This window comes from Bacillus sp. FSL L8-0099, assembly GCF_038006385.1.
GTDB lineage: Bacteria > Bacillota > Bacilli > Bacillales > Bacillaceae_G > Bacillus_A > Bacillus_A toyonensis.
In genome coordinates, this window is sequence record NZ_JBBOVC010000001.1 from 5,187,899 (window position 1) to 5,213,618 (window position 25,720).

At 35.9% G+C, this 25,720-nt stretch carries 24 protein-coding genes; all 24 read right to left on the reverse strand.

From position 1 onward, the window contains the following. Nucleotides 1-26: 26 nt before the first annotated feature. The 24 genes from MHH42_RS26565 to nuoL all read right to left on the reverse strand — a co-directional run bounded on the left by MHH42_RS26565 (nt 27) and on the right by nuoL (nt 25,703). Nucleotides 27-1,283, reverse strand: coding sequence for an oligosaccharide flippase family protein (locus MHH42_RS26565; RefSeq protein ID WP_001003972.1), 1,257 nt, complete (start codon nt 1,281-1,283; stop codon nt 27-29). Then, nucleotides 1,280-3,013 (reverse strand): asparagine synthase-related protein, encoded by a 1,734-nt coding sequence (locus MHH42_RS26570; RefSeq protein ID WP_097873006.1) that lies wholly within the window; start codon nt 3,011-3,013, stop codon nt 1,280-1,282. The genes MHH42_RS26565 and MHH42_RS26570 overlap by 4 nt, the downstream gene beginning before the upstream one ends. 20 nt (nt 3,014-3,033) lie before the next feature. Beyond that, nucleotides 3,034-4,275, reverse strand: coding sequence for a UDP-N-acetyl-D-mannosamine dehydrogenase (wecC, locus tag MHH42_RS26575; RefSeq protein ID WP_097873005.1), 1,242 nt, complete (start codon nt 4,273-4,275; stop codon nt 3,034-3,036). A 36-nt stretch (nt 4,276-4,311) separates the two neighbouring features. Next, complete coding sequence (locus MHH42_RS26580; protein ID WP_097873004.1) at nt 4,312-4,998, reverse strand: sugar transferase; 687 nt, start codon at nt 4,996-4,998, stop codon at nt 4,312-4,314. Nucleotides 4,999-5,024: 26 nt separating this feature from the next. Beyond that, nucleotides 5,025-5,897, reverse strand: a complete 873-nt coding sequence (gene bpsC / locus MHH42_RS26585) for a UTP--glucose-1-phosphate uridylyltransferase BpsC (protein ID WP_097873003.1) — start codon at nt 5,895-5,897, stop codon at nt 5,025-5,027. A 239-nt stretch (nt 5,898-6,136) separates the two neighbouring features. Next, nucleotides 6,137-6,904, reverse strand: coding sequence for a tyrosine-protein phosphatase (locus MHH42_RS26590; protein WP_097873002.1), 768 nt, complete (start codon nt 6,902-6,904; stop codon nt 6,137-6,139). Between the two features lie 110 nt (nt 6,905-7,014). Next, the gene (locus MHH42_RS26595; RefSeq protein WP_097873001.1) at nt 7,015-7,716 is read right to left on the reverse strand and encodes a CpsD/CapB family tyrosine-protein kinase; all 702 of its coding nucleotides are present in this window, start codon (nt 7,714-7,716) and stop codon (nt 7,015-7,017) included. Then, nucleotides 7,706-8,449 carry a YveK family protein gene (locus MHH42_RS26600; RefSeq protein ID WP_097873000.1) on the reverse strand — a complete coding sequence of 248 codons (744 nt, stop codon included), beginning with the start codon at nt 8,447-8,449 and terminating at the stop codon, nt 7,706-7,708. The genes MHH42_RS26595 and MHH42_RS26600 overlap by 11 nt, the downstream gene beginning before the upstream one ends. A gap of 261 nt (nt 8,450-8,710) precedes the next feature. Further along, nucleotides 8,711-9,388 carry a CpsD/CapB family tyrosine-protein kinase gene (locus tag MHH42_RS26605; protein ID WP_141489361.1) on the reverse strand — a complete coding sequence of 226 codons (678 nt, stop codon included), beginning with the start codon at nt 9,386-9,388 and terminating at the stop codon, nt 8,711-8,713. Nucleotides 9,389-9,734: 346 nt separating this feature from the next. Then, entirely contained in the window at nt 9,735-10,169 is a 435-nt protein-coding gene (gene fabZ, locus MHH42_RS26610; RefSeq protein ID WP_000931959.1) for a 3-hydroxyacyl-ACP dehydratase FabZ, read from the reverse strand. 492 nt (nt 10,170-10,661) lie between these two features. After that, complete coding sequence (locus MHH42_RS26615) at nt 10,662-11,663, reverse strand: rod shape-determining protein (RefSeq protein ID WP_000457991.1); 1,002 nt, start codon at nt 11,661-11,663, stop codon at nt 10,662-10,664. A 310-nt stretch (nt 11,664-11,973) separates the two neighbouring features. Further along, complete coding sequence (gene spoIIID / locus MHH42_RS26620; protein WP_000544012.1) at nt 11,974-12,246, reverse strand: sporulation transcriptional regulator SpoIIID; 273 nt, start codon at nt 12,244-12,246, stop codon at nt 11,974-11,976. A gap of 306 nt (nt 12,247-12,552) precedes the next feature. Next, nucleotides 12,553-12,687: a hypothetical protein gene (locus MHH42_RS26625; RefSeq protein WP_000008898.1), complete on the reverse strand. Its 135-nt coding sequence runs from the start codon at nt 12,685-12,687 to the stop codon at nt 12,553-12,555. Between the two features lie 244 nt (nt 12,688-12,931). After that, nucleotides 12,932-13,852 carry a M23 family metallopeptidase gene (locus MHH42_RS26630; protein WP_097837572.1) on the reverse strand — a complete coding sequence of 307 codons (921 nt, stop codon included), beginning with the start codon at nt 13,850-13,852 and terminating at the stop codon, nt 12,932-12,934. Between the two features lie 161 nt (nt 13,853-14,013). After that, nucleotides 14,014-14,718, reverse strand: a complete 705-nt coding sequence (locus tag MHH42_RS26635) for an ABC transporter permease (protein WP_097872999.1) — start codon at nt 14,716-14,718, stop codon at nt 14,014-14,016. Continuing rightward, a complete protein-coding gene (locus MHH42_RS26640) occupies nt 14,718-15,560 on the reverse strand; it encodes an ABC transporter ATP-binding protein (protein ID WP_097872998.1) in 843 nt (280 codons plus the stop codon). Before MHH42_RS26640 ends, MHH42_RS26635 begins: the two co-directional genes overlap by 1 nt. Nucleotides 15,561-15,739: 179 nt before the next feature. Continuing rightward, nucleotides 15,740-16,756, reverse strand: coding sequence for a LytTR family transcriptional regulator DNA-binding domain-containing protein (locus MHH42_RS26645; protein ID WP_097872997.1), 1,017 nt, complete (start codon nt 16,754-16,756; stop codon nt 15,740-15,742). Between the two features lie 240 nt (nt 16,757-16,996). Then, nucleotides 16,997-18,016 (reverse strand): stage II sporulation protein D, encoded by a 1,020-nt coding sequence (spoIID, locus tag MHH42_RS26650; protein ID WP_097872996.1) that lies wholly within the window; start codon nt 18,014-18,016, stop codon nt 16,997-16,999. A gap of 253 nt (nt 18,017-18,269) precedes the next feature. Then, nucleotides 18,270-19,574: a UDP-N-acetylglucosamine 1-carboxyvinyltransferase gene (gene murA, locus MHH42_RS26655; RefSeq protein ID WP_000411268.1), complete on the reverse strand. Its 1,305-nt coding sequence runs from the start codon at nt 19,572-19,574 to the stop codon at nt 18,270-18,272. A 39-nt stretch (nt 19,575-19,613) separates the two neighbouring features. Continuing rightward, a complete protein-coding gene (locus MHH42_RS26660) occupies nt 19,614-20,318 on the reverse strand; it encodes a YwmB family TATA-box binding protein (RefSeq protein ID WP_000767897.1) in 705 nt (234 codons plus the stop codon). Nucleotides 20,319-20,369: 51 nt separating this feature from the next. Next, nucleotides 20,370-20,606 carry a DUF1146 family protein gene (locus tag MHH42_RS26665; RefSeq protein ID WP_000057885.1) on the reverse strand — a complete coding sequence of 79 codons (237 nt, stop codon included), beginning with the start codon at nt 20,604-20,606 and terminating at the stop codon, nt 20,370-20,372. 213 nt (nt 20,607-20,819) lie between these two features. Further along, on the reverse strand, nt 20,820-22,334 hold the full coding sequence (nuoN, locus tag MHH42_RS26670) for an NADH-quinone oxidoreductase subunit NuoN (RefSeq protein ID WP_335458074.1): 1,515 nt from the start codon (nt 22,332-22,334) through the stop codon (nt 20,820-20,822). A 7-nt stretch (nt 22,335-22,341) separates the two neighbouring features. Beyond that, nucleotides 22,342-23,844, reverse strand: a complete 1,503-nt coding sequence (locus MHH42_RS26675) for an NADH-quinone oxidoreductase subunit M (RefSeq protein ID WP_097854379.1) — start codon at nt 23,842-23,844, stop codon at nt 22,342-22,344. Further along, nucleotides 23,841-25,703: an NADH-quinone oxidoreductase subunit L gene (nuoL, locus tag MHH42_RS26680; RefSeq protein ID WP_097872994.1), complete on the reverse strand. Its 1,863-nt coding sequence runs from the start codon at nt 25,701-25,703 to the stop codon at nt 23,841-23,843. Before nuoL ends, MHH42_RS26675 begins: the two co-directional genes overlap by 4 nt. Nucleotides 25,704-25,720 lie beyond the last annotated feature (17 nt).

Below are 25,720 nucleotides of genomic sequence, written 5' to 3' on the forward strand. Positions count from 1 at the left end.
TAATTCATTTGTTGATGTTTACCTCATCAACTAGTTCTTATTTGATAATACAAATATATGTTATATATTATCGATGTTATTAGAATAATAACTAGCGTTGTTATAGCTGCACCTATCGCTGCAAAATATTTTATTAATATAAAATCCAAACAAATATTAATAACGCCCACTACTATATTTGTAACAAAAAGAAACTTCACTTTTCTTAACATTGCCAAAACATTTCCTGCTGGAATACGGAAACTTCCACCTAGTAAATAAGCAATACATAGTATCCTAAATACAGTTACACTCTCCAAATAATTTTCCCCAAATAATATTCTCACAATTATAGGCGCTGTTAAAACCAAGATAATAACTATAATTAGATTAAATACAACTAAAGCCTTTTGTATTTTTATGTACGTTTGACGGATCCATTCTTTATCTTCCCTATTTTTAGCAAAATACGGATAAATAAATGTCATTATTGACAGCGGAATGAAATTTAAAGCAAATGGAATTAATGTAGCTGTTTTATAAATCGCTAATACTTCTGTGTCTCTAATAAGTAAACCAATTAAGAAAATATCAATTAGATATACCAATTGTGATACAGCATTACTAAACATAGAAATTATGGAGTAATTCAAAAATTCTTTCTTATCATTCTTAGAAATTTTTCCTGTTTGGCTGAAAAGTTTTCCCTTCTTATTTATGAAGAAAAAGCCTACGATAATTGAAACTAAATATGCTATATATACCCCAATAATTACTCCGTATACACCATTTAAAATAGAACCTATAACAGAAAATCCAAAAATAAGAAATGTATTCAACGTACTTAATCTTGAAAATTCAATATTGTGTAAACCCGTCCTTAAATAGTTCTGAACATATTCAAAACTAAACATCGTAAAGGGCATTAGTAACATCATAAATAACGCTAACCGAGTCTGATTATTAGGGAAATCAATAAATAATCCATATCCACACATCACTAGAACAATAACTACATTAAAAGAAATTCCTACTTTAAAACCAAATTTAAAGTAGGAATTTCTTTTTGAATTAGTATCACTTTCACTGCCAAATTGTAATAATGCATATAATACTCCCAAACCATTAAATATTAAAAATATATTAAGGATATTTTGAGCATAACTGTAATTACCAAATTCACTTTGAGTAAGTAATCTCACTAAAAAGATTCCACTACAAAACTGAATAATCTTATTAAATACGTTTGCACTAAAAATATGAAAAAAACCTTTTTTTCTAACCTTTTTTATTAGCTCATTCATAATTTAGCTCCAATAATCAGCTTTACAGTTGCCAAGACAGTTAATACTTGTAGTTTTTCAACAGTAATACCGTTATTATAGAGATTTTCACACATAACCTTTAATTCCTTTTCGTTCAGTTTATCTAATAATTTTATATTTTGCTTATAATATGAATCTATAAATTCCTTTAATTCACTATTAGTTCTATACCAATAATCAAAAGGATTCATTCCATTTTTTGTATTATATCCATAAAGAGTTGGTAAATTCAATTTCCTTAACACTTTATTAGTCCCTCGAATAAAGAAATCTTTTGAACGAATATATACTTTTGGTGTAGTTATTTTTGCTTTTATACTCTCATATATATATTCTGCTGCTTTCGGATACTTTTTTATTATCCACTTAAAATATAAATTATGACCAACTCTATATTTAAGTGGAATATTCATACAATATTGCAAAAAATCTACATCGCAAAATGGTGACATTGATTCCGTAAATTCCTGAAATGCTAAATTTCCATTTAAAGCAAAATTAAATCCACGATTATACATTTTGAATATCTCATCATCAGGATATTCTTTTTTATCAATAGTATTTAATTTATCTTTATACCTTGTTGAATATACATAGGATGTTAAATCAATAGGCTGATTATAATTCGATTCTTTCAAAAAGCTACCTATTACCACATCACCAAGCTGTCCGGTATGGACCATCCCATAATTTTTAAAATTTAACTTTTCAAGATTATTCTTCGAATGAGCAACACCGTAATAAATACTAGTTCCACCATTTATTTTTAAAATATCTTCCAAGTCAAATAAAAATTTAGCGTCATCTAATGACTTGAAAATAAATTCATGGTTCAAATCACTAGCTATATCCTTTGCAATTTTTTCATCAAGGTAATTAGATTGTGAAAAAGTATAATTTAATATATCCTTATACCCTAAATCATGAGCGACAAAGTTGACCATCCTGGAGTCTAAACCACCACTTAATGATGCAATGTGCTTATATCCATATTCGCGATCCTTTTCAAATTGTAAACGTATTGCCTCCCTAAACAAACTATCCATTTCTTCAATTATTGCTTCTTCACTTTTATCTTCTCTAGGAGTATTGTTTAAATTGAAATATCTATGCACTTCTACTATACCCTTATTTATCTTTACATAGTGACCAGGTAATAATCTTTTTACATCTTTTACCATAGTTCTATCATCGACCATGTAACCAAGCGTTAGCATACAAAGACAACTATCGTTATCTAATCTGCCCTCATCTAAAATTTTCGTTAGCTCATAAATTCTCGAACCAAAAAAGAATCCTTGATAAGAGTTTTTATAATAAACTTTTTTATCACCTAAGTGATCTGTATAAATTAACCAATTATCAGCTTCTTTATTGTATAAAATACAAGAATAACTTCCTCTGATTTGTTCAAAGAAAGTCTCCCCGCATTGTTCATACATTTCTATAAGTAACTCAGATATACTTTCTTTGTGATATTTTTCTTTTAAAAAAGTACTATTTAACAATACACCATCTGTTATTACTATATATTTATCATTTTCAAAAAAAACCTTATCATTTAAAAATTTATTGTTAACGAAACGAGCTAAATAAAATGACTCTCCATAAATTTCATTAGTTATTAATTCATTATATCGAGGATTATTTAAATCGATTAATTCATTATTAGACCTTTTATCACCAATTACTCCTAAAAATCCTGGCATAACATCCTCCAAAAATATATTTAGTTAAAGAAACCTCTAGTATCTATTACAATTTTCTCTTGAAGTTTATTTTCTCCTAGGATACTAAAAACATCATGGTCTACTAACAATAAAATAATATCCGCTTCTTCCACAACCCACTCTAATGTAGTAAGAGAGACATTTTTTTCTTCTAATACCTTTGGAAGAGTAGAAATATGTGGCTCAACGACTTTGATGTTCCCCACCTTAGATTCTGCTAAATGATTTACTATATCTACAGCCGGACTTTCTCTTAAATCATCAATATTGGCTTTAAATGATAAACCTAAACAGGCAATTACCGGATTTTTAAAGCGATCAGCCTTTTCTTTTACTTTCTCAACCACATACATCGGTTTATAATCATTTACATTTCTTGCAGTATGTATAAGTTTTGCTTCTTCAGGTGCAGCATCTACAATAAACCAAGGATCTACAGCAATACAATGTCCACCTACGCCTGGACCAGGTTGTAAAATATTCACACGAGGGTGACGATTTGCTAAACGAATTAATTCCCAAACATTAATATTTAACTTATCACATATTAACGATAGTTCGTTTGCAAAGGCGATATTTACATCACGGAAAGAGTTCTCAGTCAATTTTGCCATCTCAGCAGTTCTTGCATTCGTATCAAGAATTTTTCCTTTTACAAATTGTTTATAAAATTCAACTGTACGTTTTGTAGACTCTTTGTCTAATCCACCAATAATACGATCATTTTCCACTAGCTCCTTTAATATATGCCCCGGCAATACACGTTCCGGACAATGAGCTACATAGATTCTTCCTTTATCACTATGCATTTCCTCAGAAGTTGTTAAATCTGGTCGTTCTTCCAAAATCCATTCCGCAACTTTTTCAGTTGTACCAATCGGGCTTGTAGACTCAAGTATAATGATATCCCCATTTTTTATAACATGCGCAATCGTTTTAGCTGCTGCTTCTACATATGCTAAATCAGGTTTATGCTCATCTTGGAATGGTGTTGGAACTGCTAAAATAAAAATATCCGCTTCTTCTGGCTTCAACGAAGCTTTCAATTTCCCACTTTGTACAGCTGCCTTAACTAAAATATCTAAATCTGGTTCATAAATATGTACTTTACCACTATTAATCATTTCAACTGCGTTTTCATTTACATCGACACCATGTACTTGAAATCCTTTAGTTGCTAGTAAACTAGCAGTTGGTAACCCAATATATCCTAGACCCATTACACAAATCTTTTTATCCATTTTTCCAACCTCTTTTCTACGAGTTAGCTACTACTACTAAGATGCTCCATTAGACTTAATCATAATTTGAATCGTTTTAAAGATGATTTTCAAATCATAGAGTATGCTTCGTTTATTTATATATTCTAAATCTAGTTCAACCATTTCTTTGAATCCAACACTATTTCTCTCCGTTACTTGCCAAAGTCCCGCACATCCTGGGGTAACAAGTAAACGCTGCTTATCATACGCTGTATATTCCTTTACTTCCCTTGGAAGCGGTGGACGTGGTCCAACTAAACTCATTTCACCTTTTAATACATTTAATAGCTGTGGCAGTTCATCAATACTTGTTTTTCGAATAAATTTCCCGATTTTTGTGACCCGAGGGTCCTCTTTCATTTTAAACATTGCACCAGATACTTCGTTATGTTTTAATAAGTCCTTTAATTTCTCTTCCGCATCTATAACCATTGAGCGAAATTTGTACATATAAAATTCTTTTCCATCTTTTCCAATACGAATTTGTTTAAACAGCACAGGCCCTTTCGGATCTTCATATTTAATCAACATTGCTACAACCAAAAAAACAGGAGATAATAGAAGTAGTCCACATAACGCTCCAACAAAATCAATACAACGTTTAGCTACTAAATATCCTTTACGTGCATTTACTTTTTCCCAGTTCAGTTCTATATTATTTTCTTTTTCCAGATCTCCGCTTGATACTTTTGCCAAGGTCAATGCTCTCCCACCTCACCTTTATACATTTACTTTTCCTTCTTTACAAGTTCATTCATATATTTCATCAATTCTTCTTTCAATTCTTCATGCTGAAGTGCCATCTCAATCGTTGTCTTAATAAATCCAAATTTCTCTCCAACATCATAACGAGTCCCCTCAAAGTCATAAGCAAACACTCGTTGAATTTCATTTAATCGTTGAATCGCGTCCGTTAACTGAATTTCTCCACCAGCACCTGTTTGCTGGTTTTCAAGGAACATAAAGATTTCTGGTGTTAATACGTAACGACCCATAATCGCTAAATTTGATGGAGCTGTACCTTCTGCCGGCTTTTCAACAAATTGGCGCACTTGATAGCGACGATCACTTTGTTCTACCGGATCGATAATGCCATAACGATGCGTTTCATTTTCAGCTACTGTTTGTACACCAATAACTGACGATTGTGTACCTTCGTATTGATCCATCAATTGACGTAAACATGGTGTTTCTGCTTGAACAATATCATCACCAAGTAATACCGCAAATGGTTCATTACCAATAAACTTACGTGCACACCATACTGCATGGCCTAAGCCTTTCGGTTCTTTTTGTCTTATGTAATGAATGTTAATTCTTGAAGAAGCTTGTACCTTTTCAAGCATTTCATACTTTCCTTTTTCTAAAAGGTTTTGTTCTAGTTCAAAAGAATGATCAAAATGATCTTCAATCGCGCGCTTTCCTTTTCCGGTAACAATAATAATATCTTCAATTCCTGATTCAATCGCTTCTTCTATTATGTATTGAATTGTCGGCTTATCAACGATTGGTAACATCTCTTTTGGCATCGCTTTCGTTGCTGGTAAAAATCTTGTCCCAAGACCAGCTGCTGGGATAATTGCTTTTCTTACTCTTTTCAATTTCAGCCCCCCGTATCTTTTTATTTATATGTAACAATAACAAAAACCCTACCTATGGAGTCATATCTATAACTCCATAGGTAGAGTTTCTATTATAAATAAAATATGGGCATCTAACCCAACCTCACGCCATACTCCCGACGACAAGCGTCTAAGGTAGGTTCGAAAATAAATTTTCTACCCACAGCACGACCGAGTGCCTCCGTTGATAACGGTCAGGAGACATCACCTGTTCTTTATTAAAAAATACCGAACAATTTTTTGCGGCGAATTTGTTCTGGATCTTCTTTATAAATTGCTTTCCCACCAATTAATAAATACGGGTTTTCTTTTAAGTCACTCATAACACTCATTCCGAATTCCTTTTCAATTAATTCGTAACTTTCCGCTAAATGAAATCCTCTTGACGTTATGTTATGCGCATCTGAAGCAACCATATGTGTTAAATTATGTTCCACAAGTTGAAATGAAAACTTTTTAATTTTTTTACCGAACTTTCCTAGTAAGCTACCTGCCGTTACTTGCGTGAGCGCACCTTTATTAACAAGGTTATATAACTTATCTGGCCGCTCTATTAACTCGGCATTACGTTCTGGATGAACGATAATTGGAATCATTCCCTTAACACTTAATTCGTATAATAATTGTTCAGCATAACGTGGTACGTGATTAGATGGAAATTCAATGAATATATATTTATTTGTTTCGTTTAAAGTAACAATTTTACCAGCGTCATAGTCTTCTAATAAATCACCATATAACCTGACCTCTTGCCCCGGTAAAATAGTAAGTGGAATATTATGTTGTTGTAGTTCATTATTTAATTGCTTCACTTGATGAATAATGGAAGTACGCTCATTTACATATTTCCCATTTTGATGGTGCGGCGTTGCGACGATTGTATGTATTCCTTCTGCTACGGCTTGCTGCGCCATCGCTAAGCTATCTGTTACTGTTTGTGCACCATCATCGATGCCATGTAAAATGTGACAATGTAAATCAATCATTTATTTTATCCTCCCTCTCTCCTAGTAATCTTTTTTCCCTTGAATATGAGATATATCTCATATTCAAGGGAAAAAAGGAGATATGTTTCAACCATATCTCACTCTTTTAATTAGTTTGCACCGTAATAATAATATAGGCCTTGTTCACGTTCACGATCGTTCAGAACGACGCCTAACAATTTACCTTTAGCCGATTCTAACAATCCTTTTGCTTTTACTGCTGTTTCCTTCTCAGTCGATTCACTACGAACGACAAGGATAGAAGCATCACATACATTTGCCATAATTTGTGCGTCGGTAACAGCTAAAATAGGTGGCATATCAAAAATAACTAAGTCGTACATGCTGTATGCTTGTCCAAGAAGTTCTTTCATTGATTTTGAACCTAACAATTCTGCTGGATTTGGTGGGATTGGACCACAAGCTAAAAATTGTAGATTATCAACTAATGTTGTTTGCACACATTTTTCTAAACGTTCACTATGTGTTAGTACGTTCGTTAGTCCAAAAATATTATCAACTTGAAACATTTGATGCATCGCTGGTTTACGCATATCCGCATCAATTAATAATACTTTCTTTCCTTGTTGGGCAAACACAACTGCCATATTAGCTGTCGTTGTTGTTTTCCCTTCGCTTGGGTTCGCAGATGTTACCATTAACGAATGCAAATTTGTATCAACAGCTGCAAATTCGATATTCGTTCGAATATTACGATATTGCTCTGAGATTGGTGATTTCGGTTGTTGATGAGCAATTAATTGACGACGTTGACGATGATTTTTTTTCTTTTTAAATAAATTAAGAGCCAATTGTTTGTCCCCTCACTTTTCTTGATGATGAAGCGTGTGATCTCACGTTCAATGTTTCTTCATCCATACGAGCTACAATACCTAACACTGGTAAGCCAAGTAAGCTTTCTACATCTTCTTCTTTTTTCACTGTGTTATCTAAGTATTCTAGTAAGAATGCAAGACCAACTGAAGCCATTAAACCAACAACGAAAGCGATTGCTACATTTAGCATTGGACGTGGTTTAATTGGAGATAGATTTTCTGCAACTTCTGCTTTTGATAATACGGTTACATTATCAACACTCATAATTTTAGCAACTTCACCTTGAAACACTTCTGCAGTTGTGTTAGCAATATCACGAGCTAGTTTTGGATCTTTATCTTGCGCAGTTACCGCTACTACCTGTGAGTCCTTCTCGTTAGCTACTTCAATTTTCGTATTTAGCTCTTGTACTGTTATATTTAAACCTAATTTTTCTTTCACTTGGTCCAAAATAACAGGGCTTTTAATAATAACCTTGTATGTATTTGTTAATTGAATATTTGTTTGTACCTCATTGTATTGAATTGCCGCCCCTTCTTGTTTCTTCTGGTTAACAAGAATTTGCGTCGAAGATTGATAGATTGGTGTCATAAAGAAGAAGCTAATGATAGCACTTACAATAGCTGCACCAAAGGCGATTACGAGGATCATTGCTAAACGTTTTTTTAAGATATGAAATAACTCTTTTAGATTAATTGTTTCTTCCATAAGTTCCTCCAACTTTCTAAAATTTACACATAGGAAAAATTATAACATATAAATCTTACATTTTTTATTTTTAATCATTCAGTTCTATATTTGTTCACAAGAAACAAGTTTAATCTTACAAAATAATCTTAAATATGACAACACATTCCAATGATTTCCCAAAGATTTTATCATATCATGTTTTTATAGTGTATAACTTGATAAATAATTTTCAGAAAACAATAAAAAGCCAACAAAAATTTTTGTTGGCTTTTTCATATTTTAGTAATAGCCATATTGCTCTTTTTCTTCTTTTTTATCGTTTAAAACGACACCGAGTATTTTTCCTGATGTTTTATCTAATATTTGTTTCGCTTTTACGATTTTATCTTTTTCTGTCTTTTCGCTGCGTACAACGAGTACGATTCCATCGCATTTATTCGCTAGTATTTGTGCATCCGTAACCGCAAGGACAGGTGGTGTGTCGATTAAAATAATATCAAACATGTTATATGCTTCTAGCAATGCTTCGTCCATTGTCCGGCTCCCTAATAATTCTGCTGGGTTTGGCGGGATTGGACCTGCTGCCATTAAATATACGTTCTCTATATCTGTTTTTTGAATGCATTGCATAAGCTTTGCTTGTCCTGATAATAAGTTCGTTAACCCATTTGAACTATGAATAGCAAATAAGTTTTGTATCGTCGGCTTACGCAAGTCAGCTCCAATTAATAATACTTTCTTTCCTTGTTGGCCGAAAACAACTGCTAAGTTTGCGATTGTCGTTGTTTTTCCATCACCTGGATCTGCCGAGGTAATGATAATAGAACGAACATGACTATCTACAGATGTAAATTCAATATTTGTACGAATGTTACGATATTGTTCTGTAATACGCGATTTAGGCTCTTTATGTGCAATTAATTGTCGTAATGGTTTTCTTTTCTTTCTCCCGAACATACTCATAATCTCCTTTTGTGAAATGCGATATTTCCCTTTCCTCTCTCTTATGCTCGATTTCATACGTCTAATTAATATTTTTGCTGATTTCCCCATACCTCATCATAATCAATAACATTCTACTTTGTCTTATATAAGTGCCTTAACAATATGACAATGCCCTTACTTCTTCATTACCTTTATCACTTATCCCATTTTCTAAATAAATGATAAAGTAATCATATGGTAATTCCCATCTATTGACAACTAATTTTCTGATTAGTTTGTATTTTATTGTTTCATCGCTATATATTATAAATAAAAAAATCCCCTTGTACGTTCACAAGGAGATTTTTTTATTTTTTCTCTATTCTTTTTTATCACCAATTGCAAATGTGATTTCAGCTTCACATGCAACTTCACCATCTACTGTCGCAATTGCCTTTCCTTTTCCGATCGGGCCACGTACACGTGTCATTTCAACTTCTAGGCGAAGTTGATCACCAGGGCGTACTTGTTTTTTGAAACGACAATTGTCGATACCTGCGAAGAAAGCAAGTCTTCCACGGTTTTCTTCTTTCTTTAATACAGCAACCGCTCCGACTTGTGCTAACGCTTCTACAATAAGTACGCCAGGCATAACTGCATAGTCAGGGAAGTGTCCATTAAAGAATTCTTCGTTTGCAGATACATTTTTAATTCCAACCGCTCTTTTTCCTTCATCTACTTCTAATATTTTATCAACAAGTAAAAATGGATAGCGGTGAGGAATGATTTCTTTAATTTGTTCTATATTTAGCATGTAATGATCGCCCCTTTTGTAATATTGGTCTTACCACTTGGACATATTGTTATTATCCCATTTTGTTTATTGTTTGTCATTACAAAGTGAATTTTTATATTTAGTATACTTACTTCTCAATATAAAAAAATGCACACACTCTATTCCCTTAAAATAGTTGCACATTCCTGCAACTGACACGGAGGTAGAAAAGAGTGTATGCCCAGATTAGGGAAAGGCAATATGTATTGAAACATTATTTGCCTTAATGTCGTATTCGACTCATTATATTATAAACGTTTTCAAATAAGGAAATATTAAATTTAACCATATATATGAATATTTTACCTGTTTCCTCCGTTTTTCTTTATTTTTCTCTCATTTTCGCAAAAAATCGAAATAAAAAAATAGAAAAATAAAAAAGAACTAAGGTTTACACCTTAGTTCCTTCTACTTTATCCAGCCTTTTGTGCACTAATAATCAGTTGGGTGCCCACTGATGAAAGTTTCACTTTATTTCAAAGCACGACGTGGTAATTTGTCGATATTCTCTAACATAATACCTGTACCAACCGCAACACATTGCATTGGGTTTTCAGCAATTAATACTGGTACCTTTAATTCTTCTGCTAGAAGCATGTCGATACCGTGTAGTAAAGCTCCACCGCCTGTTAGGATAACACCGCGGTCTATAATGTCCGCAGATAGTTCTGGTGGTGTGCGCTCTAGTACGCCTTTTGCAGCTTGTACAATGATAGCCGCGTCTTCTTTTAGTGCTTCTGTAATTTCTTCAGAGCATACTGTAATTGTACGTGGTAAACCTGTCACCATGTCACGTCCGCGAATTTCAAGCTCTTCACTACGTGCACCTGGGAATACTGTACCGACTTTAATTTTAATATTTTCTGAAGTACGTTCTCCAATTAATAGCTTATACTTACGTTTAACGTAGTTTAAGATCTCCATATCAAACTTATCGCCAGCCATTTTGATAGAAGAAGAGGTAACAATATCACCCATAGATAGTACAGCGATATCTGTTGTACCTCCACCAATATCAACAACCATGTTACCGCTTGGTTGGAAGATTTCCATACCCGCACCAACTGCGGCTACTTTTGGTTCTTCTTCTAAAAATACTGTTTTACCACCTGAACGTTCAGCAGCTTCACGAATTGCTTTTTGTTCTACTGATGTGATATTTGTTGGACAACAAATTAAAATGCGAGGTTTTGAAAAGAAGCTCTTTACGTCCAACTTGTTAATGAAATACTTTAACATCGCTTCTGTAATTTCAAAATCTGCGATTACACCATCTTTAAGTGGACGAATTGCTACAATATTACCAGGCGTACGTCCCACCATACTTCTTGCTTCTTCACCTACTGCTAATACTTTACCTGTATTACGATCAATTGCCACAACAGATGGCTCATTTAATACAATACCCTTACCTTTAACATGAATTAATACATTAGCCGTACCTAGGTCAATTCCGATATCTCGCGCAAACATTCCCGTCTTTTCCTCCTCGATATTCAAAATCAGGTTACACCCGAATTCTTTTACACCTAATTTCTGATTTTATCATAAATTTAACAGAAACGTAATATTCGCAAAAAGAATTCTTCTGAAAAATATTACCGAATGCACGTGGAATGTTTGCTAACGTATATTTATCTTATATTAACGGACGGTAAGACTCTCATCTCAAAATCAATCCGACGAGTTTAGAAGAGTTGAGCGAACGACAAAAAGCCTGCAAACGCCCGATTGCTGAAGACTAATAATCAGTGAGGCATGCCCCACTGATTAAAGTTTCACTTTATTGACGTACAGGCTTTTCTACATCTTCTTTTCTATATTTTTGCTTTGTTGCTTCTCCCCCTCTTAAATGACGAATAGACTTATGATAATCAAGAATTTCTTTCACTTCATTTGCGAGCTCTGGGTTAATTTCTGGTAGACGTTCTGTTAAATCTTTATGAACTGTACTCTTTGATACCCCAAATTCCTTTGCAATTACACGCACTGTCTTTCTTGTCTCCACGATATACTTACCAATCTTGATAGTTCTCTCTTTGATGTAATCGTGCACACCACTCGCCTCCCTAAATTGGATGTGAGAAGTGTGAAATGAGCCTCGCTGCATACGACTAAGAAGTAAGTGTGAGTGCTGTTTGTAAGCGTTAAACATTCTTGGATTTATAATGAAATGATTCACGATTTCTCACCTCAAACACTCTCTTTGCTTTGGTTTATACCATTGTATTGCCCGCACTACTGATATATGCTACATGTTCACTATTTTTGCGGACTAAGTTAAGAAAAATTACGTTTTTTTGTGAGAAATACGTTAACAATGACTATTTTGGCAAAAAAATGACACCTTGTTTAAAAGGTGTCATTCTTCTCGATCATATTCTTCTTCTAACAATTGATGGTGGGGAACTTCCTTCTTACCGGCAATATAATAATACAAAGTAAATAAAACAAACAATAATATAATAGCAATCGACAGAACAAACAAAAACGACACAGTATCCCCTCCCTTTTGTAATATATATTCGAGAATCTCGTCATTTTTCCTTGTTATTGCAACTTTTTTCTCGAAATTGATTATTTTTATATAAAGTTCAACTAATAATCGGGCTTTTACGGGCAGTTAATCCCCCTAACCTTTGCTTTCGCTAAATTTTGAGATAGGGGTCTTACCGGCCGCAAATAGCAGGATAAAAATAAAAAAATCAGTTCTCCTAATGAGAACTGATTTTTTCACTTTCTTATTCTTGTGAAGAAGAATCGTTAGATGATTCTGTAGAACCATTTGTTGATTTTTCTTCTTTCTTCGTTTCTTCTTGTTTGCCGCTTGTCTCTTTATCACTAGTCGAACCACTTGTTGATTTCTCTTCTTTTTGAGACTTATCTTCTGTTTTACTTTCTGGTTTCGTGCTCGTTGACTTCTCTTCTTTTTGAGATTTGTCATCAGCTTTTTTACCAGAAGCATTCGTTGCCTTTGTAGCACCTGCATCAGCTTTAATTTCTGCTACTGATTTATTTAAGTAGCGCTCAGGGTTCACAGCCACATTGTCTTTACGTACTTCAAAGTGAACATGAGAACCTGCTTCTTTATTCATTGCACTTAGACCGGATTTTCCTAATACTTCACCTTGTGCAACTCTTGCACCTTTTTCTACTTTCACACTGCCTAAGCTTTGATAAGAAACTGCTACACCATTTCCACTATCAACTGTTACAACATAACCAAGAAGTGAATCTTTTTCAGCTTTCGTTACTGTACCACTTAAAGCAGCAGCAACATTGAACTCTTTTCCATTTTTCGCAGCAATGTCAATTCCTTTATTCGGGGAATATGTGTTGTTATAAAAAACAAGTGCTTTTTCTTGTTCCGCCTCAGTTGCTGCATCTTCATAGAATTTCTTCTGCACGACTACTTCCGCATTAGCGGCAGCTGGCATTTTCACTACTTCTGAAGATTTCGTTACTGGTACTGCTGGATCTTCCGATTGCGTATACGGTGTTGCTTGATCTTGGTTCGGAGTCTTCTTCGGATTAGCTCCTTGGAACCATAGCGCAACCACTAAGATTACCGCTGCACAAGCAATGTATAGTGCCGGAAACACCCATCTTTTTTGAAATAAATGTACTACCTTTTGCGACTTTTTATTATTTCTTCCTCGCATTCCATCATCACCTCAGCAATCATTTTGAACAATATTCATGTATCCTATACAACGTATAACTAATTACTTTTCGACAAATTATGTAAAAATATGTATAGAAATTGTAAAATTTCCGAGGAAATGATGAAAAAAGAAAAAACTGAGCATTTCCAGCTCAGTTTTTAGTCCATTTGTTTCTTTTTATATACGATTAAACATGCAATAAGCGAAAGAATAAGCCACACTCCAACATTCAAGACATGTCCGCTAATACTACTAAATCCCGCTCCCTCTACTAAGCTGTTAATCGCTTTGGCAATATGAGATGTTGGAAGATACTCGATCATCGCCTTAATTACTTTATTTTCAACCATTGGCTCAAATTGTACAGCTAAATACATCGTCATTAATATCGGCATTCCAATGAGTGATGTTTGCGGTACAGACTCAGCTAACAATCCAATCATTGTTCCAATCACAATAAATAGAATTGTTCCACATAAGAAAATAAATCCTAGTAATAAAAGATTTCCACCGAATTGGTCCAAAATGAATAAGTTCACAATACAAATGCCCAACGTCAAACATGCTGTTAATATACTTTTCCCAAGAAGAACTTCAACAGAAGAAGCTGGTGATAGCATTAGCACACGTAACGTATGTTTTTCTTTTTCTTCTGCTATTACCATTGATTGAACAAACCCTGCAACAAATAGAAAGGCCATTAAAGTAATAATGCCAACCCCCTTGCGCCCTTCTCCAAATCTGCTAAATATAAATGCAAATATAATTGGTAAAGATGCCATTAATAACACTTGTGAATTTGTCTTAAAATCTTGTACTTCTTTTCTAAAAATAGCTGATACACGTCTCATTGAAAATGTCATTATAATCCCCTCCCAGTAACTTCAATAAAGATATCGCCTAATGTTGGCTCGTGTGAATGAATAGATAGTAATTCACCTTTTTTCATCCATTCTGAAATACGTTTTGCACCTAATTCATCTTTTTGCACTACTTCTTTTTGCTTATCTTTTAATACGACTTGTATTTGATCTTTCGCGTATTGTAAGCGAAGGTTTTCTGGTGTATCAAGCGTTACAATTTCTCCGCCGCACAGAAAGGCGATACGGTTACAAAGCGTTTCTGCTTCTTCCATATTGTGCGTCGTTAAGAAAATCGTTGTTCCTTCTTTATTTAAGTCTTTTAAGATTTTATGAATGTTTTGTACGTTAACTGGATCGAGTGCGGATGTTGGTTCATCTAAGAAGAGGATATCTGGTTTATGAAGGATTGCTCTTGCTAGTGTGACACGCTGCTTCATTCCCTTTGATAGTTTCTTTACTAATGTTTTTTTATCATCTAATAAATTCACTTGTGCTAGCACTTCATCGATTCGTTCTTTTTTGCAATCGTATAAGTCGCAAAATAATAGTAAGTTATCATAAATGCTAAGTCTTTCATATAAGCCGCTGTTGTCTGTTAAAATACCAATTCGTTTATAATCAACGCTACTTGGTCCTGTAATGTCTTTCCCTAATACCCTTACTGTTCCAACACTATGAAGTAATTGAGAAGTTAATATTTTTACTGTTGTTGTTTTACCAGATCCACTCGGTCCGAGGAATCCGAAAATTTCTCCTTGCTTCACCTCAATATTTACATTTCGAAGTGCCGTTTTTTCGTTGAAACTTTTCATTACATCTTTCATTTCAATTGCCAATGTCATTTCGTCATCCCCTTTGTTTTTCTTTATAGATGAAATTTGCTTTCGCAAGTTTCGATTTGTATGTTTCGCTTTTCTTGACTCAATCATATGAAAAACAAAGGGTAGGCGCAGTAAAATACCGGTAAAAGGAGTATTTTTACCGGTGAATGAATCATATTTCGATCCTATTGGAGCACTTTTTATAGCCCAATTACACCTTTTAATTCATCCATTCTTCCTTTTGATAGCGGAATTGAACTTTTTCTTTCATCATCCAAAATTAAACTAAAACTGTTCCGTGTCCAAGTAATAACTTCTCGTACTCGTTGTAAATTAACGAGGTACGAACGATGACATCTAAAGAAACCGAATCCTGTTAATCTCGTTTCTAGTTCACTTAATGTTAATGCACATACGAAATCACCTTCACGCACATGAATATGTGTTACTCCATTTTGTGTTTCAATGAAATGAATTTCCATCGGATCAAGTAAAATGATTTTATCGTTCACCTTCGCTGGTATTCTTTCTAATTTCATCTGCGGAATCATTTGAACGACTTTTTCTTCATCGACTTCTTCCACTTCTTCCACTTCTTCTTGCTCCATTTCGACCTTTTTCACACCATCGTTGTTTAATATGTATACATCTTCTGTTAACGAAAGAGCGTCTGATAAGAAAGAGGACGTAATAAAAATCGCCTTTCCTTTCTCTTTCATTTTCATAATTGCTTTTCGAATAATAATCGTACTTTCCGTATCTACATTTTGCTCCGGTTCTTCCAAAATAACTAAATCCGGATTATGAATCATAACTCGTCCAATATGAAGACGACGTTTCTCTGAAAATGACAATTTTTCTACTTTCACGTTTAACTTATCTAGGAGACCAACACATTGTACAACTTCTTCTATACTTATCTTTGATTCATAAAGCCCTAACAAAAATTTAAAATATTCCTTCACCTTCAAACGATTATATGCTTCATCTTTCAAAAAACAAAAACCGATGCGGGAATAATTTTTCTTTCCAATCGCTTCGCCTCCAAATAGCACATTGCCAGTTGAAGCTTCTTCCTCACCAATAATGATGCGATGCAACACTTTAGCTGTATGGTTATTACATTGCAAAACAACACATTGTCCTTTCTCAACCTCTAGCTCAATTGCTGGTAACTGGTTCGTCTTCCCTAATTGTTTCAACTCCAGTAGCGCCATTTCGTCTCCCCCAAATGCTTTTTATCCTATTATACCAAACAATTAATGGAAAATTTTGATATTTTTATGAAACACATAAAAAGAAGGCTATCCAAATGAAAGGATAGCCTTCCTCTCTATTTCTGTTCTACCATATAAGTTTTGAGTGAATCACGAAGTGCTCTTTTTAAAAACTTACCTACAGATATTTTCTACAAATAATGAAAAAAGGAGCTAATCTTAATTAGCTCCTTTCACGTTCTACTTCTTCACCATCAGTTTTCCCTCATAATCATTCATCGTTTTTATTTCAACGCCTTTATAATAATGAGCGACGATATCTGTATATTTCTTACCTTCCGCTGCCATACCATTCGCACCGTATTGACTCATACCAACACCATGACCGAAGCCTTTCGTCGTGACAATGATTTTATTGCCCTCTTGTTTCCATATAAAATCAGAAGAGCGCAAATCTAACTTTTCACGAACTTGTTTTCCTGTTAATATTTTCCCTTGGAACGCTACATCCTTTACTCTTTTACCCTCCGTAAGATCTTTAATATTTCCAACCTTTCCATCCGCCAGCACTTTCACACCGAGACGTTTTTGAAAATCAGCTACTGTGAACGTTTGCTCGCTTGTAAACTTTGGAGAGGCTTGATCCCACGGGCTATCTACACTTTTCAAATACGGATAATCATTTCCCCAATAATCAGCTGCATTCTCTGTTCGGCCGTTACTCGTTGAAAAGAAAGACGCTGAAATCGGTTTTCCCTCATACGTTAAAACTTGTCCTGCGGTTTTAGAAACGGCTTCCTCGATTTTCTTTAAATTGTTTTCGTAGTTATTGCCCCATTGTTTTTTCAATTCCTCTTTGCTTTTGTACACTTGATCTTTCACCGTATCTACCACATCTGCGTTGTTTTTCTTTTCTCCACTTAGCATACGCTGCACCACGAATGTTCTTGCTGCTAATGCCTGTGCCTTTAGCGCCTCTATTTCAAAACTAGCATTCATCTCAGAAGCTACGACACCGGTCACATATTCCTCCACAGGTAATGTTTCTACCTTCTTCTGTTGATCGCGATATACAGCAACTTGAACCGCTGTATCCACTTTCCCTGGAGCTGGTATACTTTCTATCGCTGGAGGAGTTTTAGAAGCTGCTTCTTCTCCTATTTTTGCTTTCGCAAACGGAATTACAAGAGCAGCAGGTACAATGATAACGAGCGCTATTAAAAGCGCTACTATAATGAAAAATGGCTTTGAAAATTTCATCCTATTCCCCCAATATAAAGTTGGCTTCCTTTCATTCTTATGGAACTACGGAATTTTTTAGAACATACTTGGGGGTATCGGTATAGACTGAAGTTTTAATGCGTTGGAGTCTTACTGCCCGTTAATGCGAGATAAAACGAAAATTTTCTAAATATTTTTACTGGTACGTGCATAAGTATAGAGTTTATTGACTATAACAGTAATAACCCAAAAAAAATAGCCTCTATATCAAAAGACATAGAGACTACTTCAATTAAGCGTGAAGATCAGAAACTTCTTGTTCTTTCACTTCTTCTACTTTTTCGTTTACACGTTCAATAGTTGCACCTAATGCAGCTAATTTCTTATGGAAGTCTACATAACCACGGTCAAGATGCTTTAATTCAGTTACACGAGTGTAACCTTCTGATACTAAACCAGCTAAGATTAATGCTGCAGCTGCACGTAAATCAGTTGCACCTACTTCAGCACCTTGTAAGCTGTTTGGACCGTTCATAATAACAGAACGACCTTCGATTTTAATATCAGCATTCATACGACGGAATTCTTCAACGTGCATAAAGCGGTTTTCGAATACCGTTTCTGTAATCATACTTGTTCCATCAGCTTGTAGTAATAATGCCATCATTTGTGATTGCATGTCTGTTGGGAAACCTGGGTGAGGCATAGTTTTAATATCAACCGCTTTTAACTTATCTGGGCCGATAACACGTACACCTTCATTTTCCTCAATAATTTTAACACCCATTTCTTCCATCTTCGCTGTAATTGAGCGTAAATGTTCAGGCACAGCATTTTCAATTAAGATGTCTCCACCAGTAATTGCTGCTGCAACCATGAATGTTCCCGCTTCAATACGGTCAGGAATAATAGAATGGTTTCCACCATATAATTTATCAACGCCTTCGATACGAATCGTTCCAGTTCCAGCTCCGCGTACTTTCGCTCCCATCGCATTTAAGAAGTTAGCTAAGTCAACGATTTCTGGTTCTTTCGCTGCGTTTTCAAGGATTGTTGTCCCTTTTGCTAATGTAGCTGCAGACATAATGTTTTCTGTCGCGCCCACGCTTGGGAAGTCTAAATAAATTTTAGCTCCTTTTAGCTCTCCCTCAACGTATGCCTCAACAAAACCGTTACCAACCTGTACTTTTGCTCCCATTGCTTCGAAGCCTTTTAAATGTTGGTCAATTGGACGTGAACCAATTGCACATCCACCTGGAAGTGCAATACGAGCACGACCGTTACGTGCTAATAATGGTCCCATTACTTGAACAGATGCACGCATTTTACGTACATATTCAAATGGTGCTTCAATGTTTAGTTCTTTAGAAGCATCGATTGTTACTTGGTTATTTTCAAATACGACTTCAGCATTTAAATGACGTAATACCTCATTAATTGTGTATACATCAGACAAAACTGGTACTTCAGATAGTACATTCTTTCCATCACTCGCTAATAGGGCTGCAGCGATTATAGGTAATACAGCATTTTTTGCGCCCTCAACACGCACTGTGCCGTTTAACCGCTTTCCGCCACGGACGATGATCTTTTCCAAATTATTCCCCTCCGTGTCCTTTTTTCAGTATCTATTCACTCAATACTCAGAAGTTATGATCGGTGTGCCAACCACAATTGTATCTTTGTTGTTTGTAGAACGTATTGCTATTTGCACATTTATTTTCTCTCTATTTGTTGAAAGAGCGTCATCCCACTTTTTATTGTATGCGGAGACTGACACAAATGCTCTTTCTTCTACTTGTTCGATCGCTCTTGCTGAAAGATCTTTCAAAACCTGATTGGTTTTATTTTGCAAAACACCTTCAATCTTATCATTCAGTACACCTTGAACACAAGTGTAAATTATAGGTTTTTCATTAAAAATTTTATTCATTTTCTGAACATGCTTCGGGTCCCATTTCGCCCCACTTACTTCAAAAATAATGAAAGTGTTTTCTTTAGTATTTTCCTTACTCCAAGTTACTACTACTCGTTCTTCATATGAAGCAAACTTTTTATAGGATGTAGCTTTATATCCATCTGGAGATTGCTCTAAGTCCCATTTTTGAATATTTGCCTTCCCCTTCACATCGTTTAACAATTTTTGAAACGTATGTATGTTAGAAATTGTTTTTGTTTCTCGCGCTAACCATGACCATTTCTCCACTTTAGCATCATTTTTCTCTAAAGCCTTAATCATGTTCTCCATTTTCTGTTCATCGCTTATCGGTTTCATCTCTCTATATCCAACCAAAAAGAAAACAACACTCAAGGCAACAATAAGAATGGCTTTAAGCTTCAATTTCATCCCCTCCTATCCCCATTGTTAACGGAGATATGAGGTTCTATACACTTACTTTACTAAATACGTTAAACTCTTCGAATAGCCTAAATAATCAAGGAAAAAGTTACTTACAGATGTCCCAATTGCAATTGTAATTAGGATGAGTAATACCCTCGTCTGCAACACTTTTCCAGCTTTCATTAAACGCTCGATGTGAATACCTTGTAAGGCCCACCACGTAATGGTAATAAACAATAAATGCGAAACGATGGCAATCAGTGCTTGTTGCCCTAAAAGTTGTGCCAAAAAATCGACCCCTTTTTACTCGGCTACTACTTACGAAAGAATATAAAAACGATACCATAATAAGTAGGAGCCACACTTTTTCAAATGCAAATAAGCATCTTACATTTCACATCGTAAACTTCTCTCGAAAAAACGTATACCTATATGCATTTTCATTTGCGGCTAACACAAAATAAAAAGCGTAGAGTACCGACTCCACACCTTTTATTTTCACTATTGTACCACGTTCCCCAAGAAGAAGAAATCTTTCATTAATGGAAAATATTCATAAAAGAAATTGTATCCACTCATCGGCATAATCCCTAGTATTACAATCGAAATTGCACAAAGACTCATAACAACCTTTATATTTAATGGCAACCGAATTTTCTCTTCTACTTCTCCCGTCCGGAAAAACATTTGCTGTAAAATACGGAAATAATATACGAATGAAATGACTGTCGTACCCATCATAATAGAAGCTAGTACGTAATGAGCTGGCTCTACATGAAGTGCACCTAAAAAGATGTTAATTTTCCCGATGAAACCAGCTGTTCCTGGTATCCCGGCCAACGATAAAATAAAAATCGTCATTACTATCGCTGTAAATGGCGACCTTTTATATAATCCGGTGAAAATAGTGATATTTTCTTTGTGGCTTTGTAAGATTAAGCCGTGGATAATTGCAAATGCGCCTATATTCATAAGCATATAGGCGAGCATGTAAAACCACATGCTATCCATCGTAAATGGTGATAATGCCACAAGTGGAACGAGTAAATACCCCGCATGCGCGATTCCTGAATAAGCAAATAGGCGTTTTACGTTATATTGCTTTAGTGCGACTACATTTCCGATAATCATCGTAATACTTGCTAGAACAGCAATATATATACTCATACGCCCGTATAAAGATTGCATGTCTCCTTGCACCGATACACTTGCAAAAATCATAAGGAACAGACGAATAATGAGTAGGAACCCAGCAATTTTAGAAATCGTTCCAAGGAAAGCAGTAACAGGTGTAGCCGCCCCTTCATACACATCGGGTGCCCACATATGAAACGGTACTGTTGCAATTTTAAACGAGAGTCCAACGAGCAATAGTAGAAATGCGAGAGCTAACAATAACTGAATACCACTAGTTAGCTCCCCGGTGAATACTTTTTGCATATCCACAATATTGGTTGAGCCTGTAATACCGTATAAATAACTCATTCCAAAAAGCGTAATCGCCGTTCCAATTCCTCCATTAATGACGTATTTCATTGCCGCTTCATTTGATGCACGGCTCCTTTTTCGTATTCCTACTAAAACATAGGAAGAAAGTGATAGTAGCTCTAAACCGACGAAAAGTGTAATAAAATCAACACTAGAAGCCATGAACATCGCCCCAAGAAGGGCCATTAAAAATAAGTAATAATATTCTCCCTTATCTTCAATTGGATTTTTCTTGTCATCGCTCATTGCAGTGCATAAGATGAGGGCCGCTCCGCCTAATAACAACGTTTTAAACCCTTTTGAAAATCCATCTAACACAAACGATCCATTTAAAATATCTCCTGCTGGTTCGCCGTATAGCGTAATTAATGACACGATTGCTAATACGACAGCGGCGATTGCACTAAGCGCTACATACCTATGGTTCAGCTTAAAAAACAAATCACATATGGAAAGAAGGATGGCAAACCCGAGAATAATGAATTCTGGCACCATGAGATGCCACGACAAGCTCAGTAACGTATCCATATCCATCCTACTTCACCCCCAATGTTTTCAATGTATTTTGAAGCGGATCCCCTAGTATTTCTGGCATTACTCCAATGGCAATAATACAGAAGATAAGCAATAGGACCGGGACGTACTCCCATCCGTGTATATCAGTTTTTGCTTCCCACTCTTTCTTACCAAATGTTACTTGAAGTGTCGCTCTTAATACGTACACAGCGGTTAAAATAATCCCAAGTACACCGACTGCAGCAATGACTGGATCCCCTTGGAATAAGCCGAGAAAGGCAAGAAACTCACTCACAAATCCAGACATCCCCGGCAGTCCAAGCGATGCCATTCCTCCTGCTAGGAAGAAGCCGCTAAGTATTGGGACACTTTTTGCGAGTCCACCAAGCGCTTTAATATCCGACGTGCCAAAGCGCTGTTCTATAACACCAAGCAAGAAGAAGAGCAAGGCTGCAATTAAACCGTGTGAAACAACTTGGAATAGCGCCCCTTGTGTACCTGGCGCATTAAGTGCCGCAAGCCCCATCAAAACAATTCCCATATGCGAAATACTAGAGTAGGCAAGCACCTTCCTAAAATCCGTTTGGATGAGTGCTAAAAAGGCGCCGTACAATAAGTTGATTACTCCTAAAACCGCAATTAGCGTGGCAAACTCGCGAAAGTATTCCGGGAATAACCCCTTCCCGAAGCGAATCATCCCGTACGCTCCAATCTTTAGCAAAACGCCCGCATGAAGCATAACTACAGCAGGGTGCGCTTCAATATGCACATTGACCATCCAGCGATGCAACGGGAAAATAGGTAGTTTAATTGCAAAGGCAATCATTATAGCAATAAACACACCAAGCTGTAAGCTACTCGAGACGACCTGTCCTCCCCCAGCACTTACACCTGTTAATATCTCTTTCAATTCCGCAATATTTGTCGTACCTGTTTTCGCGAACAAAATCGAAAAAACGATGAGCAAAATAGCTGATCCAATGCCGTTATATATTAAATAACTATATGCAGCCTTTTCACTCGACAATTTCCCCCACTTGCCAATTAATAAAAACATTGGTGGCAGTGTAATTTCAAAGAAAATAAAGAACAACATTAAATTTTTAGCAGCGAAGACGCCGAGCATCCCTATTTCTAGCATGAGCAATAGCATATAAAATGCTTTTAAATTTCTTTTAATGGAAAACGCTGCAATTGCTGCAAGCATCGCTAGAAGGGCTGTCAGCACCATCATTACAAGTGACAAACCATCAATTCCAAGCTCGTAATAAATAGAAAACCATCTTTTATCCACCGCTGCAAAATCACCAAATTTAATCCATTTCACTTTTTCATCAAATAGCGATAGACTCTTTCCAGAAGCATATGTACAAGCGAGGACAGTGGCGATCCCAAATGGAAGCGCCGTCCCAAATAAACCGAGCGCTCGTACTGTACGCGATTCTTTTTTCGGTGTTAATACAAGTAATAGAATCCCTAAAAGTGGGGAGAAAATGAAGAACGTCAACAACAAATCATTCATCGTAAATCCCCTCCCGTATATAGCAAAATAATGACGAGGACCGCGAGCGAAACTGCTGTTACAGTGCCGTACACTTGTACATTCCCGTTTTGAAGCCTCGACAAGGTGCCACTTACCCCTTTAACCAAACTTGCGATTAAAACAGCAATCCCTTCCACAACATATACTTCAAATAAGCGAAGCACATGAGCGATTCCCTTCGTAATAGGAATCACTGTCATATTGTATAGTTCATCCACATAATATTTTTCTTTCAAGAGCTTATGAAGAAATGACCTTTCTCCTCCAGCCCAATTTTTTGAGATAGTTTTCTTTCCATATATGAAATACGCAAGGGCAATCCCCCCAAATGAAACGAGCGTCGCTACAATCATAATCCAAACTGGTCCATGCGCTTCTTCCACTTTAAATTCTATATCCTTCGTCAGCCAATCTCCGAGAAACGTTCCAAACCACGGTGTATTTATATATCCTGCTACTACCGCGAGAACGCCGAGAACAATCATCGGATACGTCATAATGCGCGGCGAGTCATGCACGTCTTCCTTCGTCTTCGCTTCCCCAGTAAAGACGAGAAAGTATAGGCGGAACATGTAGAATGCTGTTAGGAATGCCGCAAAGACTGCTAGAACAAATAGAAAGTAATTGCCACTCATCCAAGTTGCTGCCAAAATTTCATCTTTACTAAAAAAACCCGAAAGAAGCGGAACTCCACTAATTGCAAGTGTACCTATTAAAAATAACGTACCCGTTACTTTCATCTTCTTCTGTAAACCGCCCATTTTATTAATGTTTTGCGTATGCACCGCATGAATTACACTTCCTGCTGCCAAGAATAGTAACGCTTTAAAAAAGGCATGTGTCGTTAGATGGAATATACCCGCTACATAACCAGCAGAACCTAAGGCGAGCATCATATACCCGAGCTGGCTAACTGTAGAATAAGCAAGTACCCTCTTTATATCCGTCTGTACAAGACCGATAGAGGCCGCAAATATTGCGGTGAAAGCCCCAACAATTGCCACCGTTTGCATTGCCACCACACTTGCCGAAAATAGCGGGAACATCGTGGCTACTAAATATACACCGGCTGCGACCATCGTCGCCGCATGAATAAGTGCCGAAACAGGCGTTGGCCCCTCCATCGCATCAGGCAACCACGTATGAAGCGGAAATTGACCTGATTTCCCCATCGCCCCGATAAAAATCAATATCGCCGTTATCGTTATCATAGTCGGGGACAGATCGCCTGTATGAATCGCTCTAAAAATTGCGTCATACTCAAAACTACCTGCATGCCAAAAGATTAAAATCATCCCAATAAATAAACCAACATCTCCAATACGAGTCATAATAAAAGCCTTTTTCGCAGCAGCCTTTGCTTCTTCCTTAAAGAAATAAAAACCGATGAGTAAAAATGAACCAAGGCCTACTAACTCCCAAAATATATAAAGCTGTAACAAATTCGTCGATATAACAAGCCCGAGCATCGCAAATGTAAAGAGTCCTAAATATGCATAAAAAGTTGGTAATCTTGCGTCACCTTTCATATAACCTTTTGAATACACATGTACAAGTAAGCTCACAAGTGTAACGATAAATAACATTAAAGCCCCTAATGCAGTCACTTCAAAGCCAAATGATATATCAATATCTCCAGTTCTAAGCCATACCCATTTATGCTTCACTGTGACCTTCGAAAATCTTTCTATTAATACAAGTACCGCAAGTATAAAGGAGAGAGAGACGAAGAAAATACTAAGTACGCTGCTTCCTTCTCTAATTTTCTTCCCGAACATAATAAGTAAAAAAAACGAAACAAGCGGGAAAAGCGGTATGAGCCATGCATAATCGATCATTGTTTCCTTCCCCCTTT

Bases quoted from the DNA above. Each gene is read 5' to 3' on its own strand.
- MHH42_RS26565 (WP_001003972.1), bottom strand. From the start codon at position 1,283: ATGAATGAGCTAATAAAAAAGGTTAGAAAAAAAGGTTTTTTTCATATT.
- MHH42_RS26570 (WP_097873006.1), bottom strand. From the start codon at position 3,013: ATGCCAGGATTTTTAGGAGTAATTGGTGATAAAAGGTCTAATAATGAA.
- wecC (WP_097873005.1), bottom strand. From the start codon at position 4,275: ATGGATAAAAAGATTTGTGTAATGGGTCTAGGATATATTGGGTTACCA.
- MHH42_RS26590 (WP_097873002.1), bottom strand. From the start codon at position 6,904: ATGATTGATTTACATTGTCACATTTTACATGGCATCGATGATGGTGCA.
- MHH42_RS26600 (WP_097873000.1), bottom strand. From the start codon at position 8,449: ATGGAAGAAACAATTAATCTAAAAGAGTTATTTCATATCTTAAAAAAA.
- MHH42_RS26605 (WP_141489361.1), bottom strand. From the start codon at position 9,388: ATGTTCGGGAGAAAGAAAAGAAAACCATTACGACAATTAATTGCACAT.
- fabZ (WP_000931959.1), bottom strand. From the start codon at position 10,169: ATGCTAAATATAGAACAAATTAAAGAAATCATTCCTCACCGCTATCCA.
- MHH42_RS26615 (WP_000457991.1), bottom strand. From the start codon at position 11,663: ATGTTTGCGCGAGATATCGGAATTGACCTAGGTACGGCTAATGTATTA.
- MHH42_RS26630 (WP_097837572.1), bottom strand. From the start codon at position 13,852: ATGCGAGGAAGAAATAATAAAAAGTCGCAAAAGGTAGTACATTTATTT.
- MHH42_RS26635 (WP_097872999.1), bottom strand. From the start codon at position 14,718: ATGACATTTTCAATGAGACGTGTATCAGCTATTTTTAGAAAAGAAGTA.
- MHH42_RS26640 (WP_097872998.1), bottom strand. From the start codon at position 15,560: ATGACATTGGCAATTGAAATGAAAGATGTAATGAAAAGTTTCAACGAA.
- MHH42_RS26645 (WP_097872997.1), bottom strand. From the start codon at position 16,756: ATGGCGCTACTGGAGTTGAAACAATTAGGGAAGACGAACCAGTTACCA.
- spoIID (WP_097872996.1), bottom strand. From the start codon at position 18,016: ATGAAATTTTCAAAGCCATTTTTCATTATAGTAGCGCTTTTAATAGCG.
- nuoN (WP_335458074.1), bottom strand. From the start codon at position 22,334: ATGGATACGTTACTGAGCTTGTCGTGGCATCTCATGGTGCCAGAATTC.
- MHH42_RS26675 (WP_097854379.1), bottom strand. From the start codon at position 23,844: ATGAATGATTTGTTGTTGACGTTCTTCATTTTCTCCCCACTTTTAGGG.
- nuoL (WP_097872994.1), bottom strand. From the start codon at position 25,703: ATGATCGATTATGCATGGCTCATACCGCTTTTCCCGCTTGTTTCGTTT.